Consider the following 15,438-nt stretch of genomic DNA (forward strand, 5'->3'; position numbering starts at 1 on the left):
GCAATCGTTCATGAGCAGTTTTTCCTTTGGCAAGACGCTGTGCGCATTTGGCATTTCCATCGGCATTGCCATGGGCGCGACCCTGGCCCACGCCGACGCCACGCTGGACAAGATTCAGCAGCGCCACAAGATCAGCATTGGCGTGATTCTCAGCGGCCCGCCGTTCGGCACCATCGACCCCAAGACTGGCGAGCATCTGGGCTACAACGTCGAGCTGGCCAAAGGCATCGCGCAGAAACTGGGCGTGGACCTTGAGACCGTGTCGGTGCTGGCGCCCAATCGCGTGCAGTTTCTGCAACAGGGCAAGGTCGACATCCTGATCGCCAACATGCAGTACACCGACGAGCGCGCCGGCATTCTCGACTACGCGCCGACCCCCTATGAAGAAGTCGGTGGCGCGGCACTGATCCGCAAGGGCGCGGGCATCGGCACGTGGGAAGACCTCAGGGGCAAGCCGGTGTGCGTCTCCCAGGGCAGCAACTTCATCAAGCCGCTGCAGGAAACCTATGGCGCCGAGATCAAGGCCTTCCGTAGCCAGTCCGAGTCGCTGCTGTCCCTGCGCGGCAACGGTTGTGTGGCGGCCGTTCACGTCAGCCCGACCATGCACGCGCTGCTCGATGCCCCCGAATGGGCTGACTACAACATCCCCCTGGCCAGCGAACTGATCCCGTCGAAATCGGTGATCTGGGTGCGCAAGGGCGAGCACGACACCCAGGCGAAAATCGACGCGATCATTCGCGACTGGCACCGCAGTGGCTGGCTGATCGAAGTCGGCGAGCGCACCGGTATGGCGCCTTCCCAGGCACTGCGTGACCTGCACCAGCAGTTCAGCAATGCCGCGCCTCTTGCCGCTCAATAACGGAGGCTGACAATGAGCAGCGATCTGTTCCAGACATTGCAGCATCTGCTCGGCGCCCATCATGTGTTGCCGGGTGATCCGTCCATCGCGCAGCTGACCGACAAGCAGGGCACTTATGTTGGCCAGGCGCTGGCGGTAGCGCGGCCGGCCAATACCGAAGAAGTCGCGGCGGTCGTAAAGGCCTGTGTCGCACATCGTGCGCCGATCGTGGTACAGGGCGGCAACACTGGATTGATGGGCGCGGCCACCCCGGACGCCAGTGGACGTTCGGTGCTGCTGATTCTCGATCGCCTGAATCGCGTGCGCGAGGTCGATACCGACAATGACACGCTGACCGTCGAAGCGGGCTGCATCCTGCAGAACGTTCAGGATGTTGCCCGTGAGGCAGACCGTTTATTCCCGCTGAGCCTGGGCGCGGAAGGCAGTTGCACCATCGGCGGCAATCTGGGCACCAATGCCGGAGGCACGGCGGTGCTGCGTTACGGCAATACCCGCGAACTGACCTTGGGTCTGGAGGTGGTCACGGCTGAGGGCGAAATCTGGAACGGCCTGCGCGGGCTGCGCAAGGACAATACCGGGTACGACCTGCGCGACCTGTACATCGGCAGCGAAGGCACGCTGGGCATTATCACTGCCGCGACCCTGAAGCTGTTCCCGCTGCCCAAAGCCCGAAGCACGGCATTCCTGGCCTTTGATTCACTGGCTCAGGCGGTGAGTTTCCTGTCCCACGCCCGAGGCGGTTTTGGCGCAAGCCTGACGGCATTCGAATTGCTGACCGCCGATTGCCTGGCATTGCTGCGTGAGCAGTTTCCAGAGGGGCCGCAGCCTTTTATCAATGCGCCGCAACCCTGGTTCGCCTTGCTGGAGCTGTCGGACAATCACAGCGACGCCCATGCGCGCCAGGCATTCGAGGATGTACTGGGCAGCGCTTTCGAAGAAGGTCTGCTGGGAAATGCGCTGATCGCCGAGAGCCTGGCCCAGAGCGAGTCACTGTGGTTGCTTCGCGAGAACATGAGCGAGGCGCAGAAGCGTGCCGGGCGCAACATGAAGCACGACATCTCGATCCCCATCTCACGCATCGTCGAATTCGTCGAACACACCGACGCCTTGCTGCAGCAGCACTTTCCCGGCGTACGCAATTTCACCTTCGGTCATCTGGGCGACGGCAACCTGCATTACAACGTGGCGCATCCGCTGAATTCGACGGTCGAGGCGCACATGGCCCGTTACGCCGAACTCAGTGAGCTTGTGCATGACAGCGCCCACGCCTTCGGCGGCTCGATCAGCGCCGAGCATGGCATCGGTCAACGCAAGCGGGCGATGCTGCTGCGCTACAAGAGCCCGGTCGAACTGGACCTCATGCGCCGGGTGAAACAGGCGCTTGACCCCCTCGATCTGCTCAACCCAGGCAAGGTCCTGGCCAGTGTCGAAAACCGGAGCACCGCGCCATGAGCATTCGTTTGTCCAAGCGCATCCAGCGCGTTTCCCTGTCCGCCAATGCCGCCGCCAAATCCCAGGCAACGGCTTTGCGTGAAGCCGGTCACGACATTCTTGACCTGACCACCGGCGAGCCGGATTTCGATACGCCCGAGCACATCAGGCAGGCGGCCTGCAAAGCCATTGACGGCGGCGCGACCAAGTACACGCCCACGCATGGTGTGAAGGCCTTGCGCGAGGCGATCCAGCGCAAATTGCAGCGGGAAAATCGTCTCGACTATTCACTGGCGTCGATTGTGGTCGGCAACGGCGCCAAGCAAATCATCTTCAATGCCTTCGCGTCGACCCTGGATGAAGGCGACGAGGTGCTGGTGCCGGTGCCTTACTGGCCATCGTTTCCGGACATCGTGCGGATCAACGGCGGCGAACCGGTGTTCATCGAGTGCGGCCTGGAGCAGGGCTGCAAACTGACGCCGAGCCAACTGGAACACCACATCAACGAGCGCACGCGCTGGCTGATCCTCAACGGCCCCGGCAACCCCAGCGGCGCGGTGTACAGCGAAGTGGAACTGCTGGCCCTGGCCGAGGTGTTGCGTCGCCACCCGCAGGTGCTGGTGCTGCTGGACGAGCTGTACGAACACATTCGCTTCGACGGGCAGCCGCCCCTGAGCCTGCTCAACGTGGCAGCGGATCTGCAGCCGCGCGCCTTGCTGGTGGGCGGCGTATCCAAGACCTACGCCATGACCGGCTGGCGCATCGGCTTCGGCGCAGGCCCCAAGGAACTGACCGGCGCGATGGCCGTCATGCAGTCGCAATCGACCTCCGGCGCCTCATCGGTCGGGCAGGCTGCGGCGCTGGCAGCGTTCGAGGGCGGTCTGGATTTTCTGCCGGAACAGGTGCAGGCCTACCACCAGCGTCGTGACCTGTTGGTCGCGGCATTGAATAAGGTGGACGGTTTGCAGGTGCTCAAGCCCCAGGGCGGATTCTTTGTCTTCGTGCGCTGCGCGGGTCTGTTGGGACGCCTGCGTCCCGATGGCCAGCGCCTTACCGATGACGGCGATGTCGTGAATTACCTGTTGGAGCAGGGTGTGGCCGGTGTGGCAGGCAGCGCTTACGGGCTGTCGCCGTGGTTTCGGCTGTCCATCGCCACCGCCACCAGCAGCGTGATCGAAGCCGGACGCCGCATCGCCGACGCGTGCGCGCGCCTGCGGGTCGAGGCATCGGCATGAGTCATTGGCTGCAAGGTTTCGTCCAGTGGACCGCGCAGTTCGGTTTGAACTACAGCTTTCTGCTCGATGCTTATCAGCGCGGTTCTATGGTCGACGGTGCGCTGACGACCATCCTGCTGTGCCTGTTCACCATCGTCGGCAGTCTGTTGGCCGGTGTCGCGCTGGCGGCGATGCTCACCAGCGGCAAAGCGTATCTGGCCAAGCCTGCGCGGGTGTTCATCGAAGTCACGCGCAACACGCCGACGCTGGTGCAACTGTATTGCGCGTTTCTGGTGCTGAACATGTTGTTGACCCAAGCCGTCGGTGCGGCGAACCCGCTGACGCCGTTCGCTTGGGTGGTGATCGTAATCTCGTTGCACAAAGGCGCGTTTCACGCCGAAGCCTTGCGCGCTGGCATCGAAGCGGTGCCCGCCGTGACGCTGGAAGCCGCCAGTTCCCTGGCCTTCAGCAGCCGTCAGTTGCTGTGGAATGTGCAATTGCCACTGGCCATGCGCTTCGCGCTGCCCTCGCTGATCAACAACCTGATCGACCTGGTGAAGATGACCGCGGTTGCCTCGGCGATTGCGGTCGGTGACATCACCTACGCCTCGATCATGATCTGGACCCAGAGTGACAACGTGCTGGAACTGATGATCCTGCTGCTGACGTTCTTCGGTCTGCTCAGCTTCGTCGTCAACTGCGTGGGCCGTGCCCTTGAAGCAAAACTGAGGATGCCCGGTTATGGCCATTGATGCTTGCGCGCGCCTGCCGTTGTCCTGGCCGCGTCGGCACTCGGGCAAGCTGGTGCTGCTGGCTGTGCTCGCGTTGTTGCTGACAGTTGGCGCGCCGGGCAGCCCGGTGTTCGCCGCGCTGTATGAGTGGTCGCCCGCGTTGGCGGTCGGGTTTGGGCAGAACATTCTGATCAGCCTGTTGGCCATTGCGATTGGCTCGTTGCTAGGGCTTTTGATCGGTGCACTGGCGGTCTCGCCGTTATGGATCACCCGCCTGCCGGCGCGCATCTGGGTGCAGGTGTTTCGCAATGCGCCGTGGTTGGTGCTGATTTACTTCACCACTTACGTTTTCCCGTTCGAGTTGCACATCGGCAAGTCCTGGATCGCCTTTCCAGACTGGGTGAAAGTCACCATTGGCCTGGCGTTGCCCGCCAGCGCCAACGTCGCCGAGATCTTTCGCGGGGCCATCGGTTCGATCCCCAGCACTCAGTGGGAAGCCTCGCGTTCGCTGGCTTTCACGCGCGGGCAAATCTTTCGTTCGATCATCCTGCCGCAGTGCTTCAAACGCATGTTGCCGCCGTGGATGAACCTCTACGCGGTCATCACCATGGGCACTGCGCTGGCCTCGCTGGTGGGGGTGCATGACCTGATCGACACTGCGCAGATCGCCAGCAATACGGTCAACCGCACCGGTTTTACGGTGCTTATCTACTTCAGCGTGCTGGCGTTGTTCTTCGCCTATTGCTACCCGATTTCCCGACTCACTCAATTGCTGGAGCGACGTTATGCCTTCTCCTGAAACGCGCGCCGAACAGCCCCTGATCAGCCTGCGCGACCTTCATCTGTCGTTCGGCAGCAACCGCGTGCTCAAGGGCATCGACCTTGAGGTGCAGCGCGGACAGGCGGTGTCGATCATCGGTCCGTCGGGGTCGGGCAAGTCGACCATCCTGCGTTGCATCACCGGGCTGCTGCAGCCTCAGCGCGGCAGCATTCGCGTGGGCGAGACCGAGGTGCACAACCTCAACAGCGAGGCTCAGCGCATCGAGTTGCGCAAGCGCGTCGGTTTCGTCTTCCAGCAATACAACCTGTTCCCGCATCTGTCGGTGCTGGAAAACCTGGTGATCGCACCGCGCAAGGTGCTGGGGCGCAGCGCGGTGGAGGCTGAAAAAGAAGCCCGGGCCTTGCTGGCCAAGGTGCGCATGGACCACAAGGCCGACGCCTATCCTGGGCAGTTGTCCGGTGGTCAGCAGCAGCGCGTGGCGATTGCCCGGGCGCTGGCGATGCGTCCCGAACTGATCCTGTTCGATGAAGTGACCTCGGCCCTGGACCCGGAAACCGTCGGCGAGGTGCTGACGGTGATTCGCGAGCTGACCGAGGAGGGCATGACCTGCGTGCTGGTCACCCACGAGATGCGTTTCGCCGAGGACATCAGTGACGTGGTGTATTTCACCGAAAACGGCCTGATCGTCGAGCACGGTAGCGCCGAGCAGATTTTCCAGCGCCCGACCAGCGAGCGCACCCAGGCATTTCTGCGTCATGCCTTGGGCGATGCCGGGCGCCGCCCCGTGGCCAGTGGCGATCCGTATCTGTTGAGCAATATCAGTCGTTACGGCTTGTCGGTTTGACCCGGTAAAACCGCGTGGCCGGAATGCCGATGTCCTGCCACCGCAAACCCTGCAACGTCATTCGTGTGGCCAGGATCGATTGCAAGTCCCGACTGTTTATAAAAGGAGCACCTGATGAGCACCGAACACCGCAGCCAAGTGATTGAAGATTTTCTTCAGCACATTCGCATCATCCACCAGCGCGGCGTTGACCGTGATGCGTTGAAAGAGATCGTCAGCCTGCTCGAAGGCCTGGCCGAGCGCCACGATCTGTTCAACTTCGACGCCTTCCCGGCGCCGGTACCGGGCGAGGGCGATACTGCTTTCCGTTATCGCCTGAACGACGACGGCGAAACGCCGACGCTGTACATGAACTCCCTGCTACCGGGCAAAAGCACGCTGCCGCATAACCATGAAACGTGGGCGGTGATCGTGGCCGTGCAAGGCCAGGAGATCAATTACGTCTGGGCACGCACCGACGATGGCAGCGATCCGGCGTTCGCCAGGCTGGAACTGGAAAAAGAGGTGGTGGTGCAGCCCGGTACCCCGATCAGCTTCCTCGGCGAGGACCTGCACGGGATCAAGGTCGACGGCGAAACCCCGACCCTGCATTTCCACCTCTATGGTCGTCCGTTGGAGTCGTTGAACGGTCGCTACGGCGTCAGCGCCGAGGGCAAGGTCCTCAATTACAACGCCTCGCAAATGGCCCCTTCGATCAGGGCCTACCCATGATCGACGTCTACTACTGGCCTACGGCCAACGGCCTGAAAGTCACCCTCCTGCTGGAAGAACTCGAACAGCAATAGCGCGTGTTGCCGATCAACATCCGGCTTGGCGAGCAGAAGCAGGAAGGGTTCAGGGCCATCAGCGCCAACGGGCGCATTCCGGCGATCGTCGATCATGCTGCCCAAGGGCTGAGCGAACCCCTGAGCTTGTTCGAGTCCGGGGCGATTCTCAATTATCTGGCGAACAAGGCCGGGCGCTTTTTGCCGCCAGAAGGCACGGTCGAACGGCAGCGGGTTCAGGAGTGGCTGTTCTGGCAAGCGGGGCATGTCACGCCCTATTTGAGCCAGCTGCAGGTGTTCAAGGAGAAGGCACCGGAACCGATTCCTTTCGCTCTGGACCTGCTCGGCGCTGAAGCTGCGCGGCTGTATGGCGTGCTGGATAAACGCTTGGGCGAAGTGCCTTACGTGGCCGGTGAATACTCGATTGCCGACATGGCGATCTTCCCGTGGATCCAGCCACTGCGGCAGGGACTGGATCTGGCGCACTATCCGAACATTCACGCCTGGCGCGAGCGCGTCAAGGCACGCCCGGCCGTACAACGCGCGTATGAAAAGGGCAGGGAAGTGGCAGCGGGCGAAAAGTCGTTGGTATTGCAGTGAGTGTGTAACGCGTTGCCCGAACTCTGCGCCTGTGCCCGATGGGCGTGGGGCTGCTGGTGAAGACGGAAAAGCCCGGACACACAGGATGCTTTGGGTGGGCTGAATTTTTCCTGAGCAAGCTCGCGCCCACAGCACTTCGCCAGTCTCCCGATCCAGCAATATGAAAGAACGACGAGAATTCCCATGAGCCAAAAAGTCACCCCGCACCATCTGCAAACCTGGCTGTTCGACGGGCAGGAAATCGCCCTGTTCGACGTGCGTGAGCAGGGTCAGTACGGCGAAGCGCATCTGTTTCACGGGGTGAATCTGCCCTACAGCCGACTGGAATTGGAAGTTCGCCGTCTGGCGCCGAACCCCGGCGTACGGCTGGTGATCTATGACCAGACCGGCAAGGACGTATCGGTCAACGCAGCGCAGCGCCTCGATGAGTTGGGCTACAGCCGCGTACACGTGCTCGAAGGTGGCGCCGACGGCTGGCAGGCAGCGGGCTTGCAGTTGTTCGCCGGCGTGCATGTGCCGTCCAAGGCTTTCGGAGAACTGGTCGAGGAGGCCAGCCACACCCCGCACATCAGTGCTGTCGAACTGGCCGAATGGCAGGCCAGAGGCGAGCCGCTGGTGTTGCTCGACGGCCGCCCATTCGACGAGTACCGCAAGATGACCATCCCCGGCTCCGTTTGCTGCCCCAACGGCGAACTGGCCTATCGCCTGGATGATCTGGTATCGGACCAGACCACGCCCATCGTGGTCAATTGCGCCGGTCGCACCCGCAGCATCATCGGTGCGCAGACTCTCATTGACCTGGGCGTGAAGAACCCGGTGTACGCGCTGGAGAACGGCACTCAGGGCTGGTATCTGGCTGACTTGCCGCTGGAACATGGCAGCAGCCGACGTTATCCGCAGGTCTCATCGGCCAGCACGCTGACCCAACGACGGGAGGCTGCGCAGCGTCTGGCACAGCGCGCGGGTGTGCAGACGGTCAAGGCGCAGCAGGTCGTTGCCTGGGCTGACGATGCCGCGCGCAGCGTGTTCCTCTGCGATGTGCGCACACCGGAAGAGTTCGCCCTTGGCAGTCTGCCCGGCGCGCAACACACACCGGGCGGGCAGTTGATTCAGTCCACCGACCTGTATATCGGCGTGCGTCAGGCGCGGTTGGTGCTGTTCGACAATGACGGCGTAAGGGCCCCGGTAGTCGCCAGCTGGTTGCGGCAGCTGGGGCAAGAAGCTTATGTGCTGGAAGGTGGATTGCACAGTGGCCTTGCGTTGCCGGTCAGTCCGCCTTTCAACGCATCAACCCTGCCTGCAATCAGCGCTGCCGAGTTGGCGGATGCGCTGCGTGACAACACCGTTGCGTTGATCGACCTGCGCAGCAGCATGGCTTACCGCAAGGCTCACATTGCAGGCTCCGCCTGGTCGATTCGTTCGCGTCTGGTCGATCAACTGGCGGGTCAGTCCAAACCGGTCGTGCTGATCGCCGATCACCCAGCCGTTGCAGCGATTGCCGCAGGTGAATTGCCTGAGCAGCAGCGTCGACAACTGCGTTGGCTGGATTTCCACGCGTGGCAGGCGGCAGGCTTCGCAGTGAGTGAAGACGCCAGCAACCCGCCCAACGAGCAGTGCATCGATTTTCTGTTCTTCACCCATGATCGGCATTCGGGCAACAAAGACGCTGCTCGTCAGTATCTGGCGTGGGAAATCGGCCTGTTGGGGCAGATGACGGCGCAGGAAATCGCCAGCCTCAAACCCCTCGCCAGCCATGCCGCTGAAACTGGGGTACGCACGCGGCTGGTGCATGCCGCCCGTGGGGCAAAGGGCAGTGGCGTGCGCGGGGTCAACCCGCCAGTGTCACGCATGAGCACCGTGCTGTTCGACAGCCTCGGCCAGATGCGCGACGCCCGTAAACGTCGGGACACCGAGCGTGTGCTGAGTTATGGCGCCCGTGGCAATCCCACTGCGTTCGAACTGGAAGATCTGGTGACCGAGCTGGAAGGCGGCTATCGCACACGCCTGTTCGGCACCGGGCTGGCGGCTGTGGCACAGACGTTTCTGGCCTATCTGCGACCTGGCGATCACGTGCTGATCACTGACGCGGTGTATTCCCCGGTGCGACAGGTGGCGCAAGAGTTTCTCAAGCCGTTCGGCATCGAGTACAGCTACTTCAACGCCGATGGTAGCGGGCTGCAAGCCAAACTAAAAGCCACTACCCGGATGGTCTACGCCGAAGTGCCGGGTTCGCTGCTGTACGAGTTGGGCGACCTGCCAGCCATCGCGGCGCTGTGCAAACCTCGCGGCATTCTGCTGGCGGTCGACAACACCTACGGCTCGGGTTATCAGTACCGTCCACTGACGCTGGGCGCGGACATTTCCATCATGGCGCTCACCAAGTACCTCGCCGGTCACAGCGACGTGGTAATGGGCAGCGTGTGCACCACCGAAGCGGCGTGGCAGCCACTGGCGGTGATGACCGACACCTTTGGCAGCACCGTGAGCCCGGACGATGCCTACCTGGTCCTGCGCGGCGCCCGCACCCTTGCGACTCGATTGGATGTCCATGAACGCCAGGCCCTGCAGGTCGCCAAATGGTTGCAGCGCCAGCCGCAGGTCAAACGCGTGTTCCATCCGGCGCTGCCTGAACATCCGAACCATGCCCTTTGGCAACGTGACTTCAACGGCAGCAACGGCTTGCTCACCTTCGAGCTGGCGGACAGCGACCCCAAACACCAGGAGCGATTCATTGACGCCCTGCAACTGTTCGGCCTCGGCGCCTCCTGGGGCGGCTTCGAAAGCCTGGTCATCGCCGCCAGCGTTCGCGACCGCGAAAACCCCGACGACAAAACCCTCAACCCGCTGCTGCGCCTGCATATCGGGCTGGAGGATGTCAGCGCGCTGATCAAGGATCTGGAAAGGGGGTTTGCGGCAATTCGGTGATGCTGGCGCCCGGGATCACCTACGCCCATCTGCCGCCCTCCCTTTGTCAGACGCTGGGGTTGAGGCCTACAGCCTGGTCCCACGGCTGAGCGGTCAACAAAAACCGCCGGTTCAGGCGGTTTTTGATTCGCCGTTCACGGGTGTTGGAAAGATCGCGATTCAGACGCCCCCGTCTTCAAAAAAACCAACAGCGCCAACAATGGAAATGCACTGCCCGCCAGTACCACCCAAGGCCAGCCGCCGTGATCGTACAGGGGGCTGGCGATGATCGAACCGATGGCGCCGCCGATGAAAATGCTGGTCATGTACAGCGCATTCAGGCGACTGCGGCTTTTGGCATCCAGGGCGTAGACCGCCCGCTGGCCAACCACCATGTTCATCTGCACGCAAAAATCCAGCACCACACCCGTTACCGCCATGCCCACCACGGCGAAGGCGGGGTGGACCAGGCTCGGCAGGAAGCTCAAGGCGGCAAAGAGCATCGCGCACAGGCTGGCAACACGGCTGTGTCCGGCGTCAGCCAGTCGTCCGGAAAGTGGCGCGGCTATTGCACCAATGGCGCCGACCAGCGCAAACAGCGCGATCTGGCTTTGGGACAAACTGTAATGGCGCGCCAGCTCCAGCGGCGCAGCGGTCCAGAACAGGCTGAAGGTGGCAAACATGCAGGCCTGGTAAAACGCGCGCTGGCGAAGCACCGGTTGCGTGAACAGCAAGCTGCACACTGATTTGAGCAATTGGCCGTAGCTGGCGTTGTGGGCCGGCTGATGTTTGGGAATGGTGGTCGCCAGCACCACGCTGATCAGCGCCATTATCACCGCCGCAGCGCCGAACACGGCGCGCCAGCCGAAGTGATCGGCGATCAGGCTGGACGCCGGTCGGGCCAGCAAAATGCCCAACAGCAAGCCCCCCATGATGCTGCCCACCACGCGGCCGCGGGTTTGCTCCGGCGCCAGATGCGCGGCCAGCGGAATCAGGATTTGCACCGCTACCGAACTGAACCCCACCAGCAGCGACGCGAGCAGGAACAGATTCGGCGTCTGGGCGAAGGCGGCGCTGAGCAGGCTGACGATTGCCACCGCCGTGGTCACCATCATCAGGCGGCGGTTCTCCAACAGGTCCCCCAGCGGCACCAGGAAAAACAGACCCAAGGCGTAGCCGATCTGCGTCAGCGACACGATGAAGCTGGCCAGCGTACTCGATAGCCCGATATCCGGGGCTATCAACTCGATAATGGGTTGCGCGTAATAAATGTTGGCAACGATCGCGCCGCAGCAAAACGCGAACAGCACCGCTAACCCCTTGGTCATGGTGGTACCCGCAGCGGTATGGGGCATTGAGCTCATGAGTCACTCGACTGTACGTGCGCATCGGCCGCTAGCGGCGGCAGCGCAGGGGGAAGGATGGCGAGGAGGCTAACGCGTTTGCTTTGCGTTAAGAAGTGCCTCGGATCGATAGCATTCATGCCTCAAAGTAATGATGAGTGATCGGCAACGCGCACTCCCGTCATCCAGCCGAAACTTTTCTGCGTTCGCCTCGGTCACTGCTAACACACACCCATAGGGAATCAAGGCGATGGCTCGGGCAATCTGGAAGGGCGCGATTAGCTTCGGGCTGGTGCATATTCCTGTGGCGCTGGTGTCTGCGACCTCGCAGCAGGGCGTCGACTTCGACTGGCTGGACAAGCGCAGCATGGATCCGGTCGGTTACAAGCGGATCAACAAGGTCACCGGCAAGGAGATGACCAAGGAAAATATCGTCAAGGGTGTGCAATACGAAAAAGGGCGCTATGTGGTCATCAGCGAAGAGGAGATTCGCTCGGCGCACCCCAAGTCCACGCAAACGATCGATATCTTCGGTTTCGTCGACAGCGCGCAGATTCCTTTGCAGAACATCGACACGCCTTATTTCCTGGCCCCCGACAAGCGGGGCGAGAAGGTTTACGCGCTCCTGCGCCAGACGCTGGTCGACACCGGCAAGGTGGCCCTCGCTCATGTGGTGATCCGCACCAGCCAGCACCTGGCGGCGGTGATGCCGCTCGATTCGGCGATCATTCTGGTGTTGCTGCGCTGGCCTGCCGAGGTGCGTGGCATCGACAGCCTTGACCTGCCCAAGGAAGCCACTGACGTCAAGCTCAGCAAAAGCGAGCTGGACATGGCCAAGCGGTTGGTCAAGGACATGAGCACCGAGTGGTCGCCGGATGACGAAGAGTACCGCGACACATTTCAAGACCAGATCATGACGCTGGTCGAGACCAAGGCTCGGGAGGGCAAGATCGAAGACGTGGAAACCGACGCTGGCGAGACCGAGCGTAAATCTGCGGATGTCATCGATCTGACCGAACTGCTCAAACGCAGCCTGGGCGGCCGCAGCAGTTCTGCCAAGGCTCCGGTCAAGGCCAAGCCTGCCAGCAAGAGCAAGGCCGAGGATGCCGATGAACCCGCTCCGGCCAAGCGCCGAGCCCCGCCACGGAAAAAAACAACCAAGGCGTCCTGAAAACCACGCCTTGTCCAGAGCGGCTCCCCTTAAGAGCCGTTCCCTGCAGCAGGCGCAGAGGTGGAATCGATCATGGCAAAGCCTGTCAGTGAATACACCCGCAAGCGAAATTTCGACATCACATCTGAGCCGCCTGAAACGTCGCCCCGCGCCCGCTCCAGCAAAGACAAGGCCCTGAGCTTTGTCATCCACAAGCACGATGCGCGCAACCTGCACTACGACTTTCGACTTGAGCTCGATGGCACGCTCATCAGTTGGGCGGTGCCGAAGGGCCCGAGCCTGGACCCTAAAAACAAGCGTTTGGCGGTGCACGTTGAAGACCACCCGCTCGGATACGGCAGTTTCGAGGGCACTATTGCGCAGGGGCAGTACGGTGCCGGTGATGTCATCGTCTGGGATCGCGGCATCTGGCAGCCCCACGGCGACCCACGCGCCACCTACAAGGCGGGCAAACTCAAATTCACCCTCATCGGCGAAAAACTCACGGGTGACTGGGCATTGGTGCGCACACACCTGAAGGGCAGCAGCGATAAGGAGCAGTGGCTGCTGATCAAGGAAAAGGACGAAGCGGTGCGCTCGCAAGACGAATACGACATCCTCGTCGACCGGCCGGAAAGCGTGATCACTGGCGCGACGGTGGGCGAGGGACGCAAAGCGTCCGGCTCTGGCAAGCGCAAGGCCGCAGCGGTGTCTGAAGCAAAAAAGCCCGAGATGCAAAAACTGGCTGCCAGCGATAAACCTCGCAAAGCCGCGGCAAAGAAAGTCAAAGTGCCGCACAAGCTTTCGCCGCAATTGGCGACCCTGATGGACACCGCCCCCGAAGGCGAATGGCTGTACGAAATCAAGTTTGACGGCTATCGCATCCTGACTCGGATTCTCGATGGCGAAGTACGCCTGATCACTCGCAATGGCCACGACTGGACCGATCGCCTGCCGCTGCAAGCCAAGGCCATTGGCGAGCTGAACCTGGGCGATGGCTGGCTGGACGGTGAGGTGGTGGTGCTCAACGACGCTGGACTGCCAGACTTTCAGGCGCTGCAAAATGCCTTCGACGGCGGTCGCAGCAAGGACATCGTCTATTACCTGTTCGATGTCCCGTTTCTCAATGGCGAAGACATTCGTGAAAAGCCGGTGCAAGAGCGCCGCGCAGCCTTGAAAAAGCTGTTAGGCCGACAGGGCAAAGGCGTGCTGCGTTTTTCCGATGCATTTTCGGCGAGCCATCGGGACATCATCGAAAGTGCCTGCTCGCTGTCCCTTGAGGGCGTGATCGGCAAGCGCGCGGGGAGCGTTTACCAGTCCCGCCGCAGCCCGGACTGGATCAAGCTCAAATGCAAGCTGCGCCAGGAGTTCGTCATCGTTGGTTTCACCAAGCCGCAAGGCAGCCGCAGCGGGTTTGGCGCTTTGCTGCTGGCAGTGAACGAGGAGGGTGCAGGCTTGGTGTATGCCGGAAGGGTCGGCACCGGCTTCAACCAGAAGATGCTCGGTGAGATGTTCGAGCAGATGGCGTCCCTGGAGCAGCACGCATCGCCCTTGGGCAAAAAAATCACCAGTGCGCAGGCTCGCGGCGTTCAGTGGATCAAGCCGACGCTGGTGGGCGAGGTGGAGTTTGGCGAATGGACCCGGGAAGGCATCATTCGACATTCGGCTTTTATCGGCCTGCGCAGCGATAAACCGGCCAGTGAAGTGGTCCACGAGTACCCCGCTACCCCTAAGGACATCAAAGCCCCGTTCAAGCCCAAGGCTGCCAAAGCGGCTGCGAGCAAGGCCGAGGCGCCGACCGAGAAAGCCAAGCCGGCCAGCAAGCGTGCATCAAAGGACAGGATCGACGTGGCGGGAGTGCTGATCAGCCATCCCGAGCGTGTGATCGATGCCCAGAGCGGTTTGCAAAAGATCGATCTCGCGCAGTTTTACGAATCGATCGGCGACTGGATTCTGCCTCATCTCGACCATCGGGCGGTGGCGTTGCTGCGTTGTCCAGAAGGCGTGGAAGGCGAGCAGTTTTTCCAGAAACATGCCGAGCGCCTGGCGATTCCCCACATCAAGCAGCTTGACCCTGAGCTGGACCCCGACCATGCGCGGCTGATGGAAATCGACAGCGTCCAGGCGTTGGTCGGAGCGGCGCAGATGGGCACCATCGAGCTGCATACCTGGGGATCGACCTATGATCAGATCGAACTGCCGGACCACTTCGTTCTGGATCTTGACCCTGATTCGGCACTGCCGTGGCGCAGCATGATCGAGGCGACGCAGATGACCCTGGCGGTCCTCGACGAACTGGGACTTGATGCTTATATCAAGACCAGCGGCGGCAAGGGCATGCACATCATCGTGCCGCTGGCGCGCAAGGCCGACTGGGACACCGTAAAAGCCTTCGCCAAAGCGTTGGCGCAATTCATCTCCGCACAGCTGCCGGAGCGCTTTACTGCCACCTCTGGACCCAAAAACCGGGTCGGCAAGATCTTCATCGACTACCTGCGCAATACCCGAGGCGCCAGTACCGTTGCCGCTTATTCGGCCCGCGCTCGGCCCGGTCTGCCGGTATCGGTGCCTATTGCACGGGATGAACTGAGCGGACTCAAGTCTTCAGCGCAGTGGAACATCGGCAACCTGCTTAAACGCCTGCGTAAGCTGAAGGCCGATCCGTGGACGGGGTACAAGAATACCCAGCGCATAACCAAGCCGATGTGGAAGCGGCTGGGGGTCAAGGCGCCTGCATGACTTTATAGCGGGATGCTAGGGTTTGCAGTACCTGTAGCGGCATGGCTGCCCAGCTGTGACGTCTGTGAGACCGTCGCC

11 protein-coding genes and 1 pseudogene are annotated in these 15,438 nt (G+C 61.8%); 11 read left to right on the forward strand and 1 reads right to left on the reverse strand.

Features of this window, described 5'->3' with window-relative positions; genetic code table 11:
* The first annotated feature begins 10 nt into the window (after positions 1–10).
* The 9 genes and pseudogenes from B3I26_RS20705 to metC all read left to right on the forward strand — a co-directional run bounded on the left by B3I26_RS20705 (position 11) and on the right by metC (position 10,149).
* Positions 11–859 carry a transporter substrate-binding domain-containing protein gene (locus tag B3I26_RS20705; RefSeq protein ID WP_296260382.1) on the forward strand — a complete coding sequence of 283 codons (849 nt, stop codon included), beginning with the start codon at positions 11–13 and terminating at the stop codon, positions 857–859.
* 12 nt (positions 860–871) lie between these two features.
* Positions 872–2,311, forward strand: coding sequence for an FAD-binding oxidoreductase (locus tag B3I26_RS20710; RefSeq protein WP_296260384.1), 1,440 nt, complete (start codon positions 872–874; stop codon positions 2,309–2,311).
* Positions 2,308–3,525: an aminotransferase class I/II-fold pyridoxal phosphate-dependent enzyme gene (locus tag B3I26_RS20715; protein WP_296260385.1), complete on the forward strand. Its 1,218-nt coding sequence runs from the start codon at positions 2,308–2,310 to the stop codon at positions 3,523–3,525. Before B3I26_RS20710 ends, B3I26_RS20715 begins: the two co-directional genes overlap by 4 nt.
* Positions 3,522–4,256, forward strand: a complete 735-nt coding sequence (locus tag B3I26_RS20720) for an amino acid ABC transporter permease (protein ID WP_296260387.1) — start codon at positions 3,522–3,524, stop codon at positions 4,254–4,256. Before B3I26_RS20715 ends, B3I26_RS20720 begins: the two co-directional genes overlap by 4 nt.
* Positions 4,246–5,034 (forward strand): amino acid ABC transporter permease, encoded by a 789-nt coding sequence (locus B3I26_RS20725; RefSeq protein WP_296260388.1) that lies wholly within the window; start codon positions 4,246–4,248, stop codon positions 5,032–5,034. Before B3I26_RS20720 ends, B3I26_RS20725 begins: the two co-directional genes overlap by 11 nt.
* Positions 5,021–5,860 carry an amino acid ABC transporter ATP-binding protein gene (locus B3I26_RS20730; RefSeq protein ID WP_296260389.1) on the forward strand — a complete coding sequence of 280 codons (840 nt, stop codon included), beginning with the start codon at positions 5,021–5,023 and terminating at the stop codon, positions 5,858–5,860. The genes B3I26_RS20725 and B3I26_RS20730 overlap by 14 nt, the downstream gene beginning before the upstream one ends.
* Positions 5,861–5,974: 114 nt before the next feature.
* Positions 5,975–6,571 (forward strand): cysteine dioxygenase, encoded by a 597-nt coding sequence (locus B3I26_RS20735; protein ID WP_296260390.1) that lies wholly within the window; start codon positions 5,975–5,977, stop codon positions 6,569–6,571.
* Positions 6,568–7,224 (forward strand): annotated as a pseudogene (locus tag B3I26_RS20740) (glutathione binding-like protein). Before B3I26_RS20735 ends, B3I26_RS20740 begins: the two are co-directional and overlap by 4 nt.
* Before the next feature lie 183 nt (positions 7,225–7,407).
* Entirely contained in the window at positions 7,408–10,149 is a 2,742-nt protein-coding gene (gene metC, locus B3I26_RS20745; protein WP_296260391.1) for a cystathionine beta-lyase, read from the forward strand.
* 134 nt (positions 10,150–10,283) lie between these two features.
* On the opposite strand, the gene B3I26_RS20750 is transcribed toward metC, so the two are convergent.
* Entirely contained in the window at positions 10,284–11,492 is a 1,209-nt protein-coding gene (locus B3I26_RS20750; protein WP_409522080.1) for an MFS transporter, read from the reverse strand.
* A 229-nt stretch (positions 11,493–11,721) separates the two neighbouring features.
* Between B3I26_RS20750 and B3I26_RS20755 the strand changes: the two genes are divergently transcribed.
* Together B3I26_RS20755 and ligD are read left to right on the forward strand one after the other, a co-directional pair.
* Positions 11,722–12,642 carry a Ku protein gene (locus B3I26_RS20755; protein WP_296260392.1) on the forward strand — a complete coding sequence of 307 codons (921 nt, stop codon included), beginning with the start codon at positions 11,722–11,724 and terminating at the stop codon, positions 12,640–12,642.
* A 72-nt stretch (positions 12,643–12,714) separates the two neighbouring features.
* Entirely contained in the window at positions 12,715–15,360 is a 2,646-nt protein-coding gene (gene ligD / locus B3I26_RS20760; protein ID WP_296260393.1) for a DNA ligase D, read from the forward strand.
* Positions 15,361–15,438: the final 78 nt, after the last annotated feature.

The organism is Pseudomonas sp. UBA5706 (assembly GCF_002419965.1).
GTDB lineage: Bacteria > Pseudomonadota > Gammaproteobacteria > Pseudomonadales > Pseudomonadaceae > Aquipseudomonas.